19 protein-coding genes are annotated in these 16,382 nt (G+C 41.4%); 15 read left to right on the top strand and 4 right to left on the bottom strand.

The features are described 5' to 3' along the window. The first annotated feature begins 76 nt into the window (after positions 1 to 76). Positions 77 to 517 carry a DUF805 domain-containing protein gene (locus QM847_RS07125; protein WP_414354735.1) on the top strand — a complete coding sequence of 147 codons (441 nt, stop codon included), beginning with the start codon at positions 77 to 79 and terminating at the stop codon, positions 515 to 517. 98 nt (positions 518 to 615) lie between these two features. On the opposite strand, the gene QM847_RS07120 is transcribed toward QM847_RS07125, so the two are convergent. From QM847_RS07120 to sdaAB, 3 genes are read right to left on the bottom strand one after another with little or no spacing between them, the layout of a single operon-like run. Next, a complete protein-coding gene (locus QM847_RS07120; protein WP_269797839.1) occupies positions 616 to 1,257 on the bottom strand; it encodes an HAD hydrolase-like protein in 642 nt (213 codons plus the stop codon). Positions 1,258 to 1,280: 23 nt separating this feature from the next. Beyond that, a complete protein-coding gene (sdaAA, locus tag QM847_RS07115; RefSeq protein WP_269797838.1) occupies positions 1,281 to 2,153 on the bottom strand; it encodes an L-serine ammonia-lyase, iron-sulfur-dependent, subunit alpha in 873 nt (290 codons plus the stop codon). 8 nt (positions 2,154 to 2,161) lie between these two features. Then, positions 2,162 to 2,833 (bottom strand): L-serine ammonia-lyase, iron-sulfur-dependent subunit beta, encoded by a 672-nt coding sequence (gene sdaAB / locus QM847_RS07110; RefSeq protein WP_269797837.1) that lies wholly within the window; start codon positions 2,831 to 2,833, stop codon positions 2,162 to 2,164. A gap of 242 nt (positions 2,834 to 3,075) precedes the next feature. On the opposite strand from sdaAB, the gene QM847_RS07105 reads away from it, so the two are divergent. Beyond that, positions 3,076 to 3,726, top strand: coding sequence for a LysM peptidoglycan-binding domain-containing protein (locus tag QM847_RS07105; protein WP_414354732.1), 651 nt, complete (start codon positions 3,076 to 3,078; stop codon positions 3,724 to 3,726). Positions 3,727 to 3,888: 162 nt separating this feature from the next. Here the strand turns inward: QM847_RS07105 and QM847_RS07100 are convergent, their stop codons facing one another. Continuing rightward, positions 3,889 to 4,647: a hypothetical protein gene (locus QM847_RS07100; protein WP_269797835.1), complete on the bottom strand. Its 759-nt coding sequence runs from the start codon at positions 4,645 to 4,647 to the stop codon at positions 3,889 to 3,891. 304 nt (positions 4,648 to 4,951) lie between these two features. On the opposite strand from QM847_RS07100, the gene mnmA reads away from it, so the two are divergent. From mnmA to rplC, 13 genes are all read left to right on the top strand, one after another. After that, positions 4,952 to 6,073, top strand: a complete 1,122-nt coding sequence (gene mnmA, locus QM847_RS07095) for a tRNA 2-thiouridine(34) synthase MnmA (protein ID WP_269797834.1) — start codon at positions 4,952 to 4,954, stop codon at positions 6,071 to 6,073. A 140-nt stretch (positions 6,074 to 6,213) separates the two neighbouring features. Beyond that, positions 6,214 to 6,669: an NUDIX hydrolase gene (locus tag QM847_RS07090; protein WP_269797833.1), complete on the top strand. Its 456-nt coding sequence runs from the start codon at positions 6,214 to 6,216 to the stop codon at positions 6,667 to 6,669. An 8-nt stretch (positions 6,670 to 6,677) separates the two neighbouring features. Beyond that, entirely contained in the window at positions 6,678 to 7,109 is a 432-nt protein-coding gene (locus tag QM847_RS07085) for an NUDIX hydrolase (protein WP_269797832.1), read from the top strand. After that, positions 7,099 to 9,015: a tRNA uridine-5-carboxymethylaminomethyl(34) synthesis enzyme MnmG gene (mnmG, locus tag QM847_RS07080; RefSeq protein ID WP_269797831.1), complete on the top strand. Its 1,917-nt coding sequence runs from the start codon at positions 7,099 to 7,101 to the stop codon at positions 9,013 to 9,015. Before QM847_RS07085 ends, mnmG begins: the two co-directional genes overlap by 11 nt. 87 nt (positions 9,016 to 9,102) lie before the next feature. Further along, positions 9,103 to 9,237, top strand: coding sequence for a hypothetical protein (locus QM847_RS07075; RefSeq protein ID WP_269797830.1), 135 nt, complete (start codon positions 9,103 to 9,105; stop codon positions 9,235 to 9,237). A 44-nt stretch (positions 9,238 to 9,281) separates the two neighbouring features. After that, positions 9,282 to 10,835 (top strand): damage-inducible protein CinA, encoded by a 1,554-nt coding sequence (locus QM847_RS07070; RefSeq protein ID WP_269797829.1) that lies wholly within the window; start codon positions 9,282 to 9,284, stop codon positions 10,833 to 10,835. A gap of 119 nt (positions 10,836 to 10,954) precedes the next feature. Further along, positions 10,955 to 13,162, top strand: a complete 2,208-nt coding sequence (nrdD, locus tag QM847_RS07065) for an anaerobic ribonucleoside-triphosphate reductase (RefSeq protein ID WP_269797828.1) — start codon at positions 10,955 to 10,957, stop codon at positions 13,160 to 13,162. A gap of 11 nt (positions 13,163 to 13,173) precedes the next feature. Continuing rightward, complete coding sequence (locus QM847_RS07060) at positions 13,174 to 13,314, top strand: hypothetical protein (RefSeq protein ID WP_000521611.1); 141 nt, start codon at positions 13,174 to 13,176, stop codon at positions 13,312 to 13,314. Positions 13,315 to 13,351: 37 nt separating this feature from the next. Then, positions 13,352 to 13,852, top strand: a complete 501-nt coding sequence (locus tag QM847_RS07055; RefSeq protein ID WP_269797827.1) for a GNAT family N-acetyltransferase — start codon at positions 13,352 to 13,354, stop codon at positions 13,850 to 13,852. A 5-nt stretch (positions 13,853 to 13,857) separates the two neighbouring features. After that, positions 13,858 to 14,454: an anaerobic ribonucleoside-triphosphate reductase activating protein gene (gene nrdG / locus QM847_RS07050; RefSeq protein ID WP_269797826.1), complete on the top strand. Its 597-nt coding sequence runs from the start codon at positions 13,858 to 13,860 to the stop codon at positions 14,452 to 14,454. Further along, positions 14,451 to 15,083 carry a uridine kinase gene (locus QM847_RS07045; protein ID WP_269797825.1) on the top strand — a complete coding sequence of 211 codons (633 nt, stop codon included), beginning with the start codon at positions 14,451 to 14,453 and terminating at the stop codon, positions 15,081 to 15,083. Before nrdG ends, QM847_RS07045 begins: the two co-directional genes overlap by 4 nt. Positions 15,084 to 15,348: 265 nt before the next feature. Then, positions 15,349 to 15,657, top strand: a complete 309-nt coding sequence (gene rpsJ, locus QM847_RS07040) for a 30S ribosomal protein S10 (RefSeq protein WP_003009585.1) — start codon at positions 15,349 to 15,351, stop codon at positions 15,655 to 15,657. 83 nt (positions 15,658 to 15,740) lie between these two features. Then, positions 15,741 to 16,367 (top strand): 50S ribosomal protein L3, encoded by a 627-nt coding sequence (rplC, locus tag QM847_RS07035; protein ID WP_004251088.1) that lies wholly within the window; start codon positions 15,741 to 15,743, stop codon positions 16,365 to 16,367. Positions 16,368 to 16,382: the final 15 nt, after the last annotated feature.

Raw genomic sequence — 16,382 nt, 5'->3', positions numbered from 1 at the left:
CGTGAATCAGGTACTTACTTGTCAGGTGTTTACACTTATGATAAAATATAATCATTAAAGTAATTAGGAGTCTATTATGATTAACGCTTATAAAAATTTCTTTAAAGGCTATGTAGATTTTGCAGGTCGTTCAACACGTTCCGACTATTGGTGGGTTTTTCTTGGAAATATGATTCTTTGTATTCCTTTCTACTTATCATACGGGAATGCTCTGGCTAACTCGCGAAACGAGGGTGCTCTTATAACTTTGGGCTTTATCGCTATTATCTATTTTATTTTTGGCCTAGCACTTTTCTTGCCGTCACTTGCTTTGATGGTCCGTCGCCTTCGTGATGCTGGTTTCCACTGGGCGCTCATCTTCGTTGGATTTGTTCCATTTGTTGGAAGTATCGCTCTTTTGGTACTTCTAGCTATGCCGACTAAGGAAGAAGCAACTCCTGCAATTAGTGAGGCTCAAGAAGTTCGAGTTGAAGAAGTTATCGAAGCTTCACCTTTTGAAGAGACAGACAATAAATAAAGGTAACTAAGCTCTATTGTCATATCTTATTTACTAGTCTCTTAATCCTGGTAAACAAGTCTAAAAGACTCCCAAATCTTCATTTGGGAGTCTTTTTATTAGTTTTTCTTCTGAAGATGAGATAAAAGGTCTGTTGACTGACGGGCAACCCAATCAGGTTGGTAGCTTATCAACTCTTCTTCTTCACCGAATCCCCAGGTTACGGCCAATGTTTTTATCCCTGTTTCCTGGGCTCCAATCATATCATATTTGGTATCTCCAATAATGACAACTCTATCTGGGGCTAGGTTATGAGTTTGCAGAGCTTGGCGAATGACATCCGCCTTGTGTAAAGCCTGAGGACTTGAACCATAGATGCCGTCAAAGAAGTGGTCAATACCAAAATTACGAACCATATTTTCTGCTATTGGAGTGTTTTTGGTAGTTGTTATATAGAGGGGATAATCCTTAGCTAATTCTGAGAGTACACTTTTGATGTTTGGGAAAAGCTTAGCTTCGTAAACTCCCTTATCCTTATAGTAGAAACGATAAAGCTGGACAGCTAGTTCGATCTGATTCTTTGGTAAACAACTAGCAAAACTTGTTTCAAGTGGAGGTCCCATAAAACCTCTGATAGTCTTGGCATCTGGACTAGGGACTCCCAGTTGTTCGAAAGTATAGGTGAACCCATTGTGAATACCGATTGAGCTGTCTACAAGGGTTCCATCTAGATCAAAAAAAATGGCTGATAGGGATGACATTGATTCTCCTAGTAATCTTGAAATTATTCACCGAAGATTTCTTTTTGAAGGCGACGACCTGTCGGTGTGGCAGCGAGCCCTCCCTCTGCAGTTTCACGGAAGGCAGTTGGAAGACTAGATCCTACTTGGTACATGGCATCAATGACTTCATCAACTGGGATTTTTGATTCGATACCAGCCAGAGCCATATCGGCTGCGATGAAGGCAAAGCTTGCTCCCATAGCGTTACGCTTGACACAAGGAACTTCAACCAAGCCTGCAACTGGGTCACAGATAAGACCCAGCATATTTTTAATAACAAAGGCCAAGGCTTGACTCGCTTGATAAGGGGTCCCTCCAGCAGCTAAGGTTAGAGCAGCAGCACTCATGGCAGAGGCAGAACCGACCTCGGCTTGACACCCTCCTTCAGCCCCTGAAATAGAGGCATTATTGGCAATGACGAGACCAAAAGCTCCTGCTGCAAATAGAAAATCTAGTTGTTGTTCATGCGTTAAATCTAACTTTTGAATTGCAGAAGTGAGAACTGCTGGGAGGCAACCTGCACTTCCTGCAGTAGGTGTTGCACAGACGAGGCCCATCTTGGCATTGTGTTCATTAACTGCAATAGCGTTACGAGCAGCAGATAAGACTGTTAGGTCCGATAGCGTATTTCCTTTTTGGATATAGTGATCAAGCTTAGCTGCGTCACCACCTGTCAAACCACTACGAGATTTCTTTTCACTGAGACCGAGCACGACAGAAGCTTTCATGACCTCGAGATTGCGTTCCATGAGGAGGAGAACTTCTTCGCGCTCTCTTCCCGTTAGCTCATACTCAGTCGTAATCATGAGTTCAGCAACATTTCCTTGGAAGTCAAGTTCGGCTTGTTCGACTAATTCTTTGATAGAGTAAAACATATTTTCTCCTATTGAAAGAAATTGACATTGTGCAGATGAGGAATTTTACGAATTTCTTCGATAGATTCTTCACAGTTACGACTATCAACTTCGATAATCATGATGGCTTTTTCACCGGCCTTTTCTCGGGTCACATTCATTTGGGCGATGTTAATGTCAAAGCGAGAAAGTGCTTCTGTCACATGAGCAATCATACCAGGAACATCCTGATGGACGATAATGATGGTAGGGGTGTTCATATTAAGGGATACTGCAAAACCATTAAGCTCTGTTACCTGGATATTTCCACCACCGATAGAAATACCAGTAACACTAATGCTCTTATGAGCATTTTTAACAGTAATTTTAGTGGTGTTAGGGTGAGGGGCGTTACTGTCCTTTTGAATCGTCCAAACAATCTTAATCCCACGCTTATGAGCAATTTCTAAGCTGTTTGGAATTTCCGGATCATCTGTATCCATTCCTAGGATCCCAGCTACGAGGGCAAGGTCAGTCCCGTGTCCACGATAGGTTTTTGCAAAAGAGTTAAAAAGCTGGAATTCGACTTCGGTTGGAGTATCATCAAAGATAGAAGAGACGATTTTACCGATACGAACAGCTCCGGCCGTGTGACTACTAGATGGCCCAATCATGACTGGTCCAATGATATCAAAGACAGATTGAAAACGAAGTGATTGCATCTGTTTCCCCTTAAAAAGATTCTTGCTTCTATTATATCAAAGATTGCTTTCCTTAGCTTGAATCCATCACGAAATATCTTTTCCTCACTTAAATGGTGTAAATTAGGGCCTTTTGTGACAAAAAATGTCTTTTAGGGGTAAATAAAACACAGTCTTGTAACATTTCTACACAAAAATGTTAAGAAATAGTAATATTTCTAGAGTATCATAGAATTATAAGAAAGAAGGAGAAACTTTTTTAAATGAAATCAAATATTAGAACAAAATTTGCTGGATTAGCAGTTGTACTTGCTTTCCTTGCACCATCACTAACTTTTGCACAAGAAACAAAAACTTATGTTGTTAAACCTGGAGATACTCTTTCAGAGATTGCTGAAACTCACAACACAACAGTTGAAAAATTGGCTAAATTGAACAACATTAAAAACATTCACCTCATCTATGTTGACCAAGTATTGGTTATTGACGGCGAAGCTCCAGTAGTTGCTGCAACACCAGCGACGACAAAACCAGCAGCACCTGTTACAACTGAGGCATCTGCTACTACTGAAGCTCCAGCCCCAACAACTGTAGAAGAAACTCCAGCTGTAGAAGAAACTTCTGCCCCAGCAGTTGCAACACCAGCTCCAGCAGCAGAGAGAACACCAGCCCCAGCTGCTACTGTGAGCGGATCAGAAGCAGAAGCTAAAGAGTGGATTGCTCAAAAAGAATCAGGCGGTAGCTACACAGCTACAAACGGACGTTACATCGGACGTTACCAATTGACAGATTCATACTTGAACGGTGACTACTCAGCTGAAAACCAAGAACGTGTAGCAGATGCTTATGTTGCTGGACGTTACGGTTCATGGACAGCTGCTAAGAACTTCTGGCTTAACAACGGTTGGTACTAAGAAATAAAAAAAGAGTCTTGAAAGACTCTTTTTTTTTTTAACTTTTATTTGATGACAGATACTTTTTAAAGATTAGTGATAGCAAATTTATTAAGGTTGATGATTTAAATGAATTGTTCCACCTAACTTAGTAAGATGAACTACTTGTATGCAAACTTCAACCTATTCACTATGGCTATTAGCCTCTGGCTGAGAACCTGAAGAATCAGCAACTTGATTGCCTGAACTGCCAGCACTATCAGATGAATGTTGCTCAGCTGCAGGTGCTTGGGAGTTATTTATGCTTTCATATGATTCAGTATAGGCTGGAATGTAGTTGCTATCTTCGGAATTGTAGGCTTCTACTCTCTGAACGCTAGTAGTTGTTTCTGTTTGGTTAGATTTTTGTTCCTCTTTTTTGGCCAAGTCTTCAACTTGTTTTTGGAATTTAGAGATTAGTTCTTGAATCGGTCTTATTTTTTCTTCGATAGAGATTTGTTGGTTAGCAGAGTTGATAGTTTCGATGATTCCTAGTATTTTTTGTAAGGAAGCGATGGCTGTTTCAAGTGCTTGTTTATCTTGAAACTGGCTATCAGAATCCTTTATATCTAATTTCAAAGCTTTTTCACTATAGTGGTTTGCGACTTTAGTAATAAAGTCTGCTAGTGTCTTTTTGCCCGCATCAGTGGTTGGTTTCAATTCCTGAATCTTTTTCCAATCGTCTAAAACGGTTTCAGAATCGATATTGAAATCTTTGATAGCGTTTTTTACTTGTTCAACATCTTGTTGATTTTGTTGTTGTTTGATGAGAGCGATACTTCCTCTCTCTGCTTGAACACGTTCTTGATGAATGACTAAGCCTGCCAAAAGTCCAAAACCTGCAACAATTATAATAGCAAAAATAGTATTTTTTGATTTTAGTATGTCTTTGTAGTTGTTCACAATAGTTCTACGCACATGGGTAATGGTATATGTAAGGAATCATGTGCGCATTCCTCCTTATTACAGTATATCATTTTTAGTTGATTTTAAAAATAAGTTTTTAAAGAGAATAGAGGTTTAGGGATGAATTAATTTCTTTTGTATTCTATCTTCATGTATTTATGGAAGATCTTGATAGATTATCAGCCTCTTTCTTGTCTTCTCTATTTAAGCATGTTATAATGAAAACTGCTCAAACGACCTTCAATCGTAGTAGCAAACACGACCTTCAATCGTGAATAAACGAATAGATGGGAGAACTACCATGAGTGATAACTCTAAAACACGTGTTGTCGTGGGGATGAGTGGTGGTGTTGATTCGTCGGTGACGGCTCTCTTGCTTAAAGAGCAGGGCTACGACGTAATTGGGATCTTCATGAAGAACTGGGATGATACAGATGAAAACGGCGTCTGTACGGCGACCGAAGATTACAAGGACGTGGCTGCAGTGGCAGACCAACTGGGCATTCCTTACTACTCTGTCAACTTTGAAAAAGAGTATTGGGACCGCGTTTTTGAGTATTTCCTAGCGGAATACCGTGCAGGACGTACACCAAATCCCGATGTTATGTGCAACAAGGAAATCAAGTTTAAGGCCTTTTTGGACTATGCTATGACCTTAGGCGCAGACTATGTAGCGACTGGGCACTATGCCCGTGTGGCGCGTGATGAGGATGGCATCGTTCATATGCTTCGTGGCGTGGACAATGGCAAGGACCAGACCTATTTCCTCAGTCAACTTTCGCAAGAACAACTTCAAAAAACCATGTTCCCATTGGGACATTTGGAAAAGCCTGAGGTTCGCCGTCTAGCTGAAGAAGCAGGTCTTGCGACTGCTAAGAAGAAAGACTCGACAGGGATTTGCTTTATCGGAGAAAAGAACTTTAAAGAATTTCTCAGCAACTACCTACCAGCCCAACCTGGTCGTATGATGACTGTAGATGGTCGCGATATGGGTGAGCATGCAGGTCTTATGTATTATACGATTGGTCAGCGTGGAGGACTCGGTATCGGTGGTCAACACGGTGGCGACAATGCACCTTGGTTCGTTGTTGGAAAAGATTTGAGCCAAAATATCCTCTATGTAGGACAAGGTTTCTATCATGAAGCGCTCATGTCAACAAGCTTGGAAGCTAGCCAGGTTCACTTTACTCGTGACATGCCAGAGGAATTTACGCTCGAATGTACGGCAAAATTCCGCTACCGTCAGCCTGATTCTAAGGTGGCAGTGCATGTCAAAGGAGACAAGGCGGAGGTCATTTTCGCGGAACCGCAACGCGCCATTACACCAGGACAGGCAGTTGTCTTTTATGATGGCGAAGAATGTCTCGGTGGTGGTTTGATTGACAATGCCTACCGTGATGGCAAGGTTTGTCAGTACATTTAGATTGACAAATGTTCTCAATTTGCTACAATAATAAAAGCAATAGAAATGATGGTCAAAGCTCATGGATGTTGCAGGCTTTTTTGTCCTGCACTTCTTTGGAGTTTTGACTGTTTTTGTGTCGTTTAAAGGAAAGGGCAAAAATGACTCAACAAGACTTTCGGACAAAAGTGGGAAATACTGTTTTTGGTGTTCGGGCGACAGCCTTGATTCTCCAAAATCGTAAGCTTCTAGTCACCAAAGATAAGGACAAGTATTACACCATCGGCGGTGCGATTCAAGTCAACGAAAGAACAGAAGATGCGGTAGTCCGTGAGGTGAGGGAAGAACTGGGTGTCAAAGCTCAAGTTGGACAGCTAGCTTTCGTGGTTGAAAATCGTTTTGAAGAAGACGGTGTTCACTATCACAATATCGAGTTTCATTATTTGGTGGACTTACTTGAGGATGCCCCATTGACCATGCAGGAAGACGAAAAAACGCAGCCCTGTGAGTGGATTGACTTGGACAAGCTTGGGGATATTCAGCTGGTTCCAGCCTTTTTAAAGACAGCCCTACCAGATTGGGACGGCCGACTAAGACACATTCATCTTGAGGAATAGGAGAGAAAATGATGGTTAAGCTTATTGCCCATGTGCTTGTTCATAGTGGTGGTGATTTTTTGCTTATTCAGCGTTCGGAAATTAAAAGAGGACAACCCAACGTTTATCCAACTTACTGGGATATTCCTGGTGGTGGGGTTGAAAAGGGTGAACTTCCGCGAGATGGAGCTCTTAGAGAATGTGTTGAAGAAGCGGGAGTTAGGCTAGATAGAGGTTCGCTCAAACTTCTTTACGAAGATAGTCAACTGGATACCTCTAAGGATACTGTCTTTACTCGCTTAGTTTATAAAGCAGAGTGGGTTGGAGAGAAGCCGATTATCATATTAGATTCTGAAGAGCATACGCACTTTAAATGGGTTACTATGGATCAAGCTCTAGAGGAGGAGAAGTTGGTTCCTTATTTGCAAGAAATTTTTGAAAGGTTAAGAAATGACTTATAATTTTACAGAAGAATACGATATTATTGTAATTGGTGCTGGGCATGCCGGGGTGGAAGCTTCCCTAGCTGCTAGCCGTATGGGTTGCAAGGTCTTGCTTGCGACTATTAACATTGAAATGTTGGCTTTCATGCCTTGTAATCCCTCTATCGGTGGTTCTGCCAAGGGGATTGTCGTGCGTGAAGTGGATGCCCTTGGTGGCGAAATGGCCAAGACCATTGATAAGACTTACATCCAGATGAAGATGCTTAACACTGGGAAAGGTCCAGCTGTTCGTGCCCTTCGTGCGCAAGCTGACAAGGATCTCTACTCTAAGGAAATGCGCAAGACAGTTGAAAATCAAGAAAATCTGACCCTTCGTCAAACCATGATTGATGAGATTCTGGTAGAAGATGACAAGGTAGTTGGTGTGCGTACTGCGACTCATCAAGAGTATGCTGCAAAGGCTGTTATTGTGACTACAGGAACGGCTCTCCGTGGGGAAATCATCATCGGAGACCTCAAGTACTCGTCAGGCCCTAACCACAGCCTAGCTTCGATTAACCTAGCTGATAATCTCAAAGAACTGGGCCTCGAAATCGGTCGTTTTAAGACAGGAACGCCTCCACGTGTTAAGGCTTCCTCTATCAACTATGATGTGACAGAGATTCAGCCAGGAGATGAAACACCAAATCACTTCTCTTACACTTCACGTGATGAGGACTATGTCAAGGATCAAGTGCCGTGCTGGTTGACCTACACAAATGGTACCAGTCATGAGATTATCCAAAACAACCTCCATCGTGCGCCTATGTTTACAGGTGTGGTTAAGGGAGTGGGACCTCGCTATTGTCCGTCAATTGAGGACAAGATTGTGCGTTTTGCAGACAAGGAACGTCACCAGCTTTTCCTTGAGCCAGAAGGACGAAACACAGAAGAAGTTTATGTCCAAGGACTTTCAACCAGTCTTCCTGAGGATGTCCAGCGTGATCTGGTTCATTCTATCAAAGGTTTGGAAAATGCAGAGATGATGCGTACAGGTTATGCTATTGAGTATGACATGATTTTGCCTCATCAGTTGCGTGCAACTCTGGAAACCAAGAAAATCTCAGGGCTTTTCACAGCTGGTCAGACAAATGGAACGTCAGGTTACGAAGAAGCTGCTGGTCAAGGGATTATTGCTGGTATCAATGCGGCTCTGAAAATCCAAGGTAAGCCTGAGTTGATTTTGAAACGAAGTGACGGTTATATCGGGGTGATGATTGACGACTTGGTGACCAAGGGAACCATTGAACCCTACCGTCTCTTGACCAGTCGTGCTGAATACCGCCTCATCCTTCGTCATGACAATGCTGATATGCGTTTGACTGAGATGGGACGTGAGATTGGTCTTGTGGATGATGAACGCTGGTCTCGTTTTGAAATCAAGAAAAATCAATTTGAAAATGAAATGAAGCGTTTAGACAGCATCAAACTTAAGCCAATCAAGGAAACAAATGCTAAGGTTGAGGAGATGGGGTTCAAGCCCTTGACAGATGCGGTGACAGCCAAGGAATTCCTTCGTCGCCCAGAAGTCTCTTACCAAGATGTGGTGGCTTTCATCGGACCTGCTGCTGAAGAGTTAGATGACAAGATTATCGAATTGATTGAAACAGAAATCAAGTACGAAGGCTACATTTCAAAAGCCATGGATCAGGTTGCCAAGATGAAACGCATGGAAGAAAAACGTATTCCAGCCAACATCGACTGGGATGACATTGACTCTATTGCGACAGAAGCTCGCCAGAAGTTCAAACTCATCAATCCAGAAACCATCGGCCAAGCCAGCCGTATCTCTGGGGTAAATCCAGCAGATATCTCCATTCTGATGGTGTATCTGGAAGGTAAAAATCGAAGCATTTCAAAAAATTTAGAAAAGAAAGCTGACTAAAAATAAAAAGCTGAATTCTCTATTGAGAGATTCAGCTTTTTTAGTTTTTTCTTCATTTTTCGAATTAAGAGAAAAGGGGAAATGACTATGCTAACAGTAGAAGAAAAAAATTTTTTAGACCGCTATAAAAGAGTTTCATATCATCGTTTTTATGAGATTGAACGCTTTGTCTATCTATGTGATAAGCTGAACAAGTGTCAACCACAAGCTGACAAGCACTAGAGTTTTTGATATACTAGAACAAATCAGATTGTAGGAGAGAGAAAATGAATGTACATGATAACTTAGAAGATACTCCGACACCGTCTTGGGCAGAAGTGGAGGATTATCAAGGAGAAGAAGTGGTGGGATTAGAGGGAAATTCACAACAATCATCTCCGATTCCATATTTAAGAATTATTATCTGGACTACCTTGATTACTCTTTTGTCAGCAATTGCTCCAGTGCTATTAGGGGTAACAAGCCTGCAGTATTCAGCTGACTCATACGTTGGCTGGGCTTTGCATCAAGGTGGGGATATTTACACAGACTTTTTTGGAACTGAAGGTTTGTTATATTACTTGCTCCAGTATATTGTTAAAGGCAGTATAGTATTTGCTGCCCTCTACTGGTTGGCTTTGCTGGGTTCGGGCATCTTCCTTTTCAGAGCAGCAACAGCTATATCTAAGAGAGATAAACAGGTCCATCAATTGTTAGTAGGATTCTACCTTCTTGCAGGAGGTTTGAGTTTTGGTGGGGGCTATGCAACTATTCTTGCCTTGCCATTCTTGTTTTTTGGGCTTGATTTGGCTCTAGCTTATATGGTAGATTCCGAAAATGACAAAGGTTTTTTACGAATTGGGATGAGCATGGCTCTAGCATTTTTCTTAGCTCCTTTGCCAACCGCTTTGTATTCTTTGGTCCTATTTTTGGCTTTATCAGCCTTCAATATTGTTCGCCGTCGCTTAAGTCACGGTATTTATCAATTTTTGGCTGCTGGGCTTGGATTTTCACTTTTCTTCTACCCAATTGGCTACTATACAGTTTACAAGGGAAGTTTTGGGAGTGCCATTAGTCAAATTCTCTATCCAATAGATAGTTTGAATATATTTTCAAACCTTGCTTTATTAGATAACCTTTTCTTTTATGGTTTACTAACACTTTCTCTCGGTACTTTAGTACTTATTTTTACAGGATTTTTCCAGTCTAAGCCGGTTGAAATAGAATATGTTGCTATCTTTTCAGGTATTGCGTTAATACTCCTGGTTGTTTTATTGATATTCTCTACAGAACCGATTCATGGGAGTCGTTTAGTAGTGTATCTGCCCTTTATGACAATCCTCCTATTAGCAAGAATCGGAGAGAAGGAATTAAAGGGAGCAGATCGCCGTAGAAGATATAGAAGAGAATCGACTCTGTTGGGAGACTTTCTTAGAATTAATGCCTATTTACCGATTTTTGCCCTCATTTATTTAGTGGTTGCCCCCCTTGTTGGTCGATATGTCCTCCATCAAGATCTTTATCAAGAACGTGGACGTATAGAATCAATAGTGAAAGAACAAACTAAGGTAAGTGATTCTATTTATATTTGGGACAATCAGATTGATATGTATCAGTCTAGTGAGCGTCTATCAGCCAGTCATTTGTTGGCCCCGAATCTACATACAAGTCTAGCTGAGAATCAGACCATACTTCTTAATGATCTGCGTGAAAATAAGCCGAAGATGATTGTAGTCAATACAAAACTGAATCTTTGGAAAGAAGTAGAGCAGTTGTTGACTCAAAATTATCAGCAGGTTCAAAGTGATTTTACAGACTTCAAACTTTATAAATTGAAATAAAATAATCAATATCTTGTGTAAAAAAATCATTTTTTCAAAAAAACACACAAGATATTGATTTTTATTTTTTAAGTGATATAATACTTCTTAGATATTACATTTTAGAAAAGAGTCTGGATATGATTGTATTGGAAGAAAAAACTGCTCCTAGTCCGACTTTATTTGTAGAAAAGCGTGACGGGAGACGAGTAGTCTTTGATGTAGAAAAAATAGATAAGGCACTTCGTAAGGCTGCAGAAAAGGTTATGGATGTGACTCCCTTGGTAGAAAAGCGTTTGAATAGCTTGGTTGAACGGATTGTTGCTGAGATTCATAGCCGTTTTCCCAAAGATGTTAAAATCTATGAAATTCAAAATATCGTAGAACATGAATTGCTTGAGGCTAGAGAGTATGCTCTGGCAGAGGAGTATATTACCTATCGGACCCAAAGGGATTTTGAGCGCTCAAAAGCGACAGATATCAACTTCAGCATTCATAAGCTTCTCAGTAAAGATCAGGCGGTTGTCAATGAAAATGCCAACAAGGATAGTAATGTTTTTAACACGCAACGTGACTTGACTGCGGGGATTGTTGGGAAGTCGATTGGACTCCAAATGCTTCCTAAACATGTGGCTAATGCCCATCAAAAAGGTGAGATTCATTATCATGATTTGGATTATAGCCCCTACACACCAATGACCAACTGTTGTTTGATTGATTTCAAGGGCATGTTGAAAAATGGCTTTAAGATTGGGAATGCGGAGGTAGAGAGTCCTAAGTCTATCCAAACAGCGACGGCGCAGATTTCGCAAATCATCGCCAATGTTGCATCGAGTCAGTATGGAGGCTGTTCAGCAGACCGTATTGATGAAGTTCTGGCTCCTTACGCAGAGAAAAATTACCAAAAGCACCTCAAAGATGCGGAGGAATGGGTTCTGCCTGATAAACGCGAAGAATATGCCTGGAAGAAAACCCAAAAAGATATCTACGATGCTATGCAATCCCTTGAGTATGAAATAAATACGCTCTTTACATCAAATGGGCAAACGCCATTTACCTCTCTTGGTTTCGGTCTAGGTACCAGTCGTTTTGAACGCGAAATTCAAAAGGCAATCCTGAACATTCGTATCAAGGGGCTTGGATCAGAACACCGTACAGCAATCTTTCCTAAACTCATTTTCACCCTTAAAAGAGGTCTTAACTTAGAGGAAGGCTCTCCTAACTACGACATTAAGCAATTGGCTCTCGAATGCGCAACTAAACGGATGTACCCAGATGTCTTGTCTTATGATAAGATTGTCGAGTTGACAGGTTCTTTCAAGGTACCGATGGGATGCCGTTCATTCCTTCAAGGATGGAAGGATGAAAATGGAGTAGAAGTCAATTCGGGCCGTATGAACCTAGGAGTTGTGACAGTCAATCTTCCTCGTATCGCTCTTGAATCTGAAGGCGACCTGAACAAGTTCTGGGAAATCTTCAATGAGCGTATGAATATCGCAGAAGATGCACTGGTTTACCGTGTGGAAAGAACCAAGGAAGCCACTCCAGCTAATGCACCAATTCTTTATCAATATGGAGCCTTCGGACGCCGTCTTGGAAAAGAAGAAAGTGTTGATCAACTCTTTAAGAATCGTCGTGCAACTATTTCTCTGGGCTATATCGGCTTGTATGAAGTGGCGACTGTCTTCTTTGGTAATCATTGGGAACGCAATCCAGAAGCCAAAGAGTTCACCCTTGATATTATTCGCGATATGAAACGTCGTGTAGAAGAGTGGTCTGACCAATATGGTTATCACTTTTCTATCTACTCTACACCGTCTGAAAGTTTGACAGACCGTTTCTGTCGTTTGGATACAGAGAAATTCGGTTCTATTCCAGACATCACAGATAAGGAATACTACACAAATTCCTTCCATTATGATGTCCGTAAAAATCCAACTCCTTTTGAAAAATTGGACTTCGAGAAGGTTTATCCAGAAGCGGGAGCATCAGGTGGATTTATCCACTACTGTGAGTATCCGGTTCTTCAACAAAATCCCAAGGCCTTGGAAGCTGTTTGGGATTATGCTTATGATCGTGTAGGTTATCTAGGGACTAATACTCCGATTGATCGTTGCTACAAGTGTGATTTCGAAGGAGACTTTGATCCAACTGAGAGAGGATTTGCGTGTCCTAACTGTGGCAATAGTGACCCTAAAACAGTCGATGTTGTTAAACGGACCTGTGGCTATCTTGGAAATCCGCAAGCGCGTCCGATGGTGAATGGTCGTCACAAGGAAATTGCTGCGCGTGTCAAACACATGAACGGTTCAACCATTAAAACAGCAGGGCATGAAGTAACAAATTAGAAAGAGATAGCATGGGAAAATATCAATTAGACGATAAGGGGAAGGCCTTGGTTCAACGATTCCACGAAAAGCATTCAAAGGGTGGAGTCAATAAAAAAGATCGAGTAGCCAGCCTTAGAGAACAATTTTTAAATAAGAACAAGAAAAAGTGAGAGTCCCCTCTCACTTTTCTCATAGCGGGAGGTAAAGATGATATTACGCAGACCAACATTGGCAGATAAAGAAACAGTTTTGGAGATGATGGCAGAGTTTGAACAGACTCAATCAGCCCACGATGGTGGCTTTTGGAATGCTGAGGGTTTTATTTACGAAGAGTGGTTGGAAAGTAACCAGAATCATGAAATGGGAATTAATTTGCCTGAAGGGTGGGTGCCTGATATTCAGTTAGTTGCTTTTGCAAAAGATGGTAAAGCAGTTGGATTCCTCAACCTTCGATTGCGTCTCAATGACTTCTTATTGGAAGAAGGTGGTCATATTGGCTATTCCATCCGACCGTCTGAAAGAGGCAAAGGTTATGCTAAGGAAGCTCTCCGTCAGGGCTTGCAAGTTGCTAAGGAAAAGAACATCCATCGTGCTCTGGTGACTTGTAGCACGGAAAATCCAGCCAGCCGAGCTGTTATCTTAGCTAATGGTGGGGAGTTGGAGGATGTTCGGAATGGAACGGAGCGCTATTGGATAGAGTTGGAGTAGAAAGCATGACATGGAATACACCAAAACCAGGCGAGTGGAAGAGCGAAGAGCTTAGTCAGGGACGTATCATTGACTACAAAGCTTTTAATTTTGTGGATGGAGAAGGGGTGCGCAACTCCCTTTACGTAGCAGGTTGTATGTTTCACTGTGAGGGCTGTTACAATGTAGCGACCTGGGCCTTTAATGCCGGGATTCCTTATACGCTAGAATTAGAAGAACAAATCATGGCAGACTTGGCTCAGCCTTATGTTCAAGGTTTGACTCTACTCGGTGGAGAGCCATTCCTCAATACAGGTATTCTTTTGCCCCTAGTCAAACGCATTCGAAAAGAATTGCCAGATAAAGATATCTGGTCTTGGACAGGATATACCTGGGAAGAAATGCTGTTAGAAACTCCAGATAAACTAGAACTTTTATCCATGATTGATATCTTAGTCGATGGTCGGTATGACAAAAGCAAGCGTAATCTCATGCTCCAGTTCCGCGGCTCTTCCAATCAACGAATTATCGATGTACAAAAATCCCTCAAAAGTGGGCAAGTGGTGATTTGGGACAAGCTTAATGACGGAAAAGAAAGCTATGAACAGGTCAAGAGAGAATGAAGAAAAAAGACTTAATAGAGCAACTGGTCTCAAAAATAGACTCAGGAAGAATTAGGACGCTAGGGATCTACGGTCATGGTGCTTCAGGTAAATCAACTTTTGCCCAAGACTTATACCAAGTACTGGATGCTGAAAAGGTAAATTTACTAGAAACAGATCCCTATATTACATCTGAACGTCATCTGGTAGTACCAAAGCAAGCGCCAGACCAAAAGGTAACAGCCTGTTTGCCAGTGGCGCATGAACTGGCAAGTTTACAGAGAGATATTCTGGCCCTGCAGGCAGGTATGGATGTCTTGACAATCGAAGAACCTTGGAAGGCTAGTGAGGTCTTATCGGGGGCAAAACCAATTCTGATAGTCGAAGGGATGTCTGTGGGTTTTCTTCCAAAGGAACTCTTTGACAAAACCATTTGTTTCTACACGGATGAAGAGACAGAATTAAAGAGGCGTCTAGCTCGAGATACGGCTGTGAGAAATGGCGATGCATCCTTTATATTGGCTAGTAAGCAAATGAGACGAGAGCAGTATCTGCAATACTATAAAGAAACCGAGTCAAAAGCGGATATCTTGATAAATCAATCAAATGATAAATTTCAGATCAAAACAAATATTATGAATATTATATAGAAGCAAAATCAAAAATTAATACTTTTGAATAGGTTTGCCTTAGTAATTGAATCGAGGAAAACAGTTTCATTCGAAAAATTTAAAAAATCCTGTCAAATCCCTTGCAATCGCAGGGGCTTTGTGTTATTCTATTATGGTGCTGTAAATTACAGCCTTAGCTTTGATGCAAGAGGTTGCGACACGCTCGGTTGCATTGCCACGCAACGCGCGTCGGTTTTCTTGTGGAGCTAGCCTATTATCTTAAATAGACGAAAAGGAGAAAAAGATGGCAAACAAAAAAATCCGTATCCGTTTGAAAGCTTACGAACACCGTACGCTTGACACAGCGGCTGCAAAAATCGTAGAATCAGCTACTCGTACAGGTGCACAAGTTGCGGGTCCAATCCCACTTCCAACTGAGCGTAGCCTCTACACAATCATTCGTGCGACTCACAAATATAAAGATTCTCGCGAACAATTCGAAATGCGTACACACAAACGTTTGATCGATATCATCAATCCAACTCAAAAAACAGTTGACGCTTTGATGAAATTGGATCTTCCAAGTGGTGTAAACGTAGAAATCAAACTTTAATCTAAAGTTTGAAACCTTGAGCATAAAAAACGCTCGTTAAAAACTTTTTGAATAAAAAAATATAGAAAAGGAACTATTTTCTCATGACAAAAGGAATCTTAGGGAAAAAAGTGGGAATGACTCAAATCTTCACTGAAGCTGGCGAATTGATCCCTGTAACAGTTATCGAAGCAACTCCAAACGTTGTTCTTCAAGTTAAAACTGTTGAAACAGATGGTTACAACGCTATTCAAGTTGGTTTCGATGACAAACGCGAAGTATTGAGCAACAAACCTGCTAAAGGACATGTAGCAAAAGCTAACACGGCTCCTAAGCGCTTCATTCGTGAATTCAAAAACGTTGAAGGCTTGGAAGTTGGTGCTGAAATCACAGTTGAAACTTTCGCAGCTGGAGACATTGTTGATGTAACTGGTACATCTAAAGGTAAAGGCTTCCAAGGTGTTATCAAACGCCACGGACAATCACGTGGACCTATGGCTCACGGTTCTCGTTACCACCGTCGTCCAGGTTCTATGGGACCTGTTGCACCTAACCGCGTATTCAAAGGTAAAAACCTTGCAGGACGTATGGGTGGTGACCGCGTAACAATTCAAAACCTTGAAGTTGTACAAGTTGTTCCAGAAAAGAATGTTATCCTTATCAAAGGTAACGTACCAGGTGCTAAGAAATCTCTTATCACTATCAAGTCAGCAGTTAAAGCTGGTAAATAATAAGGAAAGGGGAAC

Source organism: Streptococcus timonensis, from assembly GCF_047463455.1.
GTDB classification, from domain to species: Bacteria; Bacillota; Bacilli; order Lactobacillales; family Streptococcaceae; genus Streptococcus; species Streptococcus timonensis_B.
This window is presented reverse-complemented; position numbering and strand designations above follow the sequence as displayed.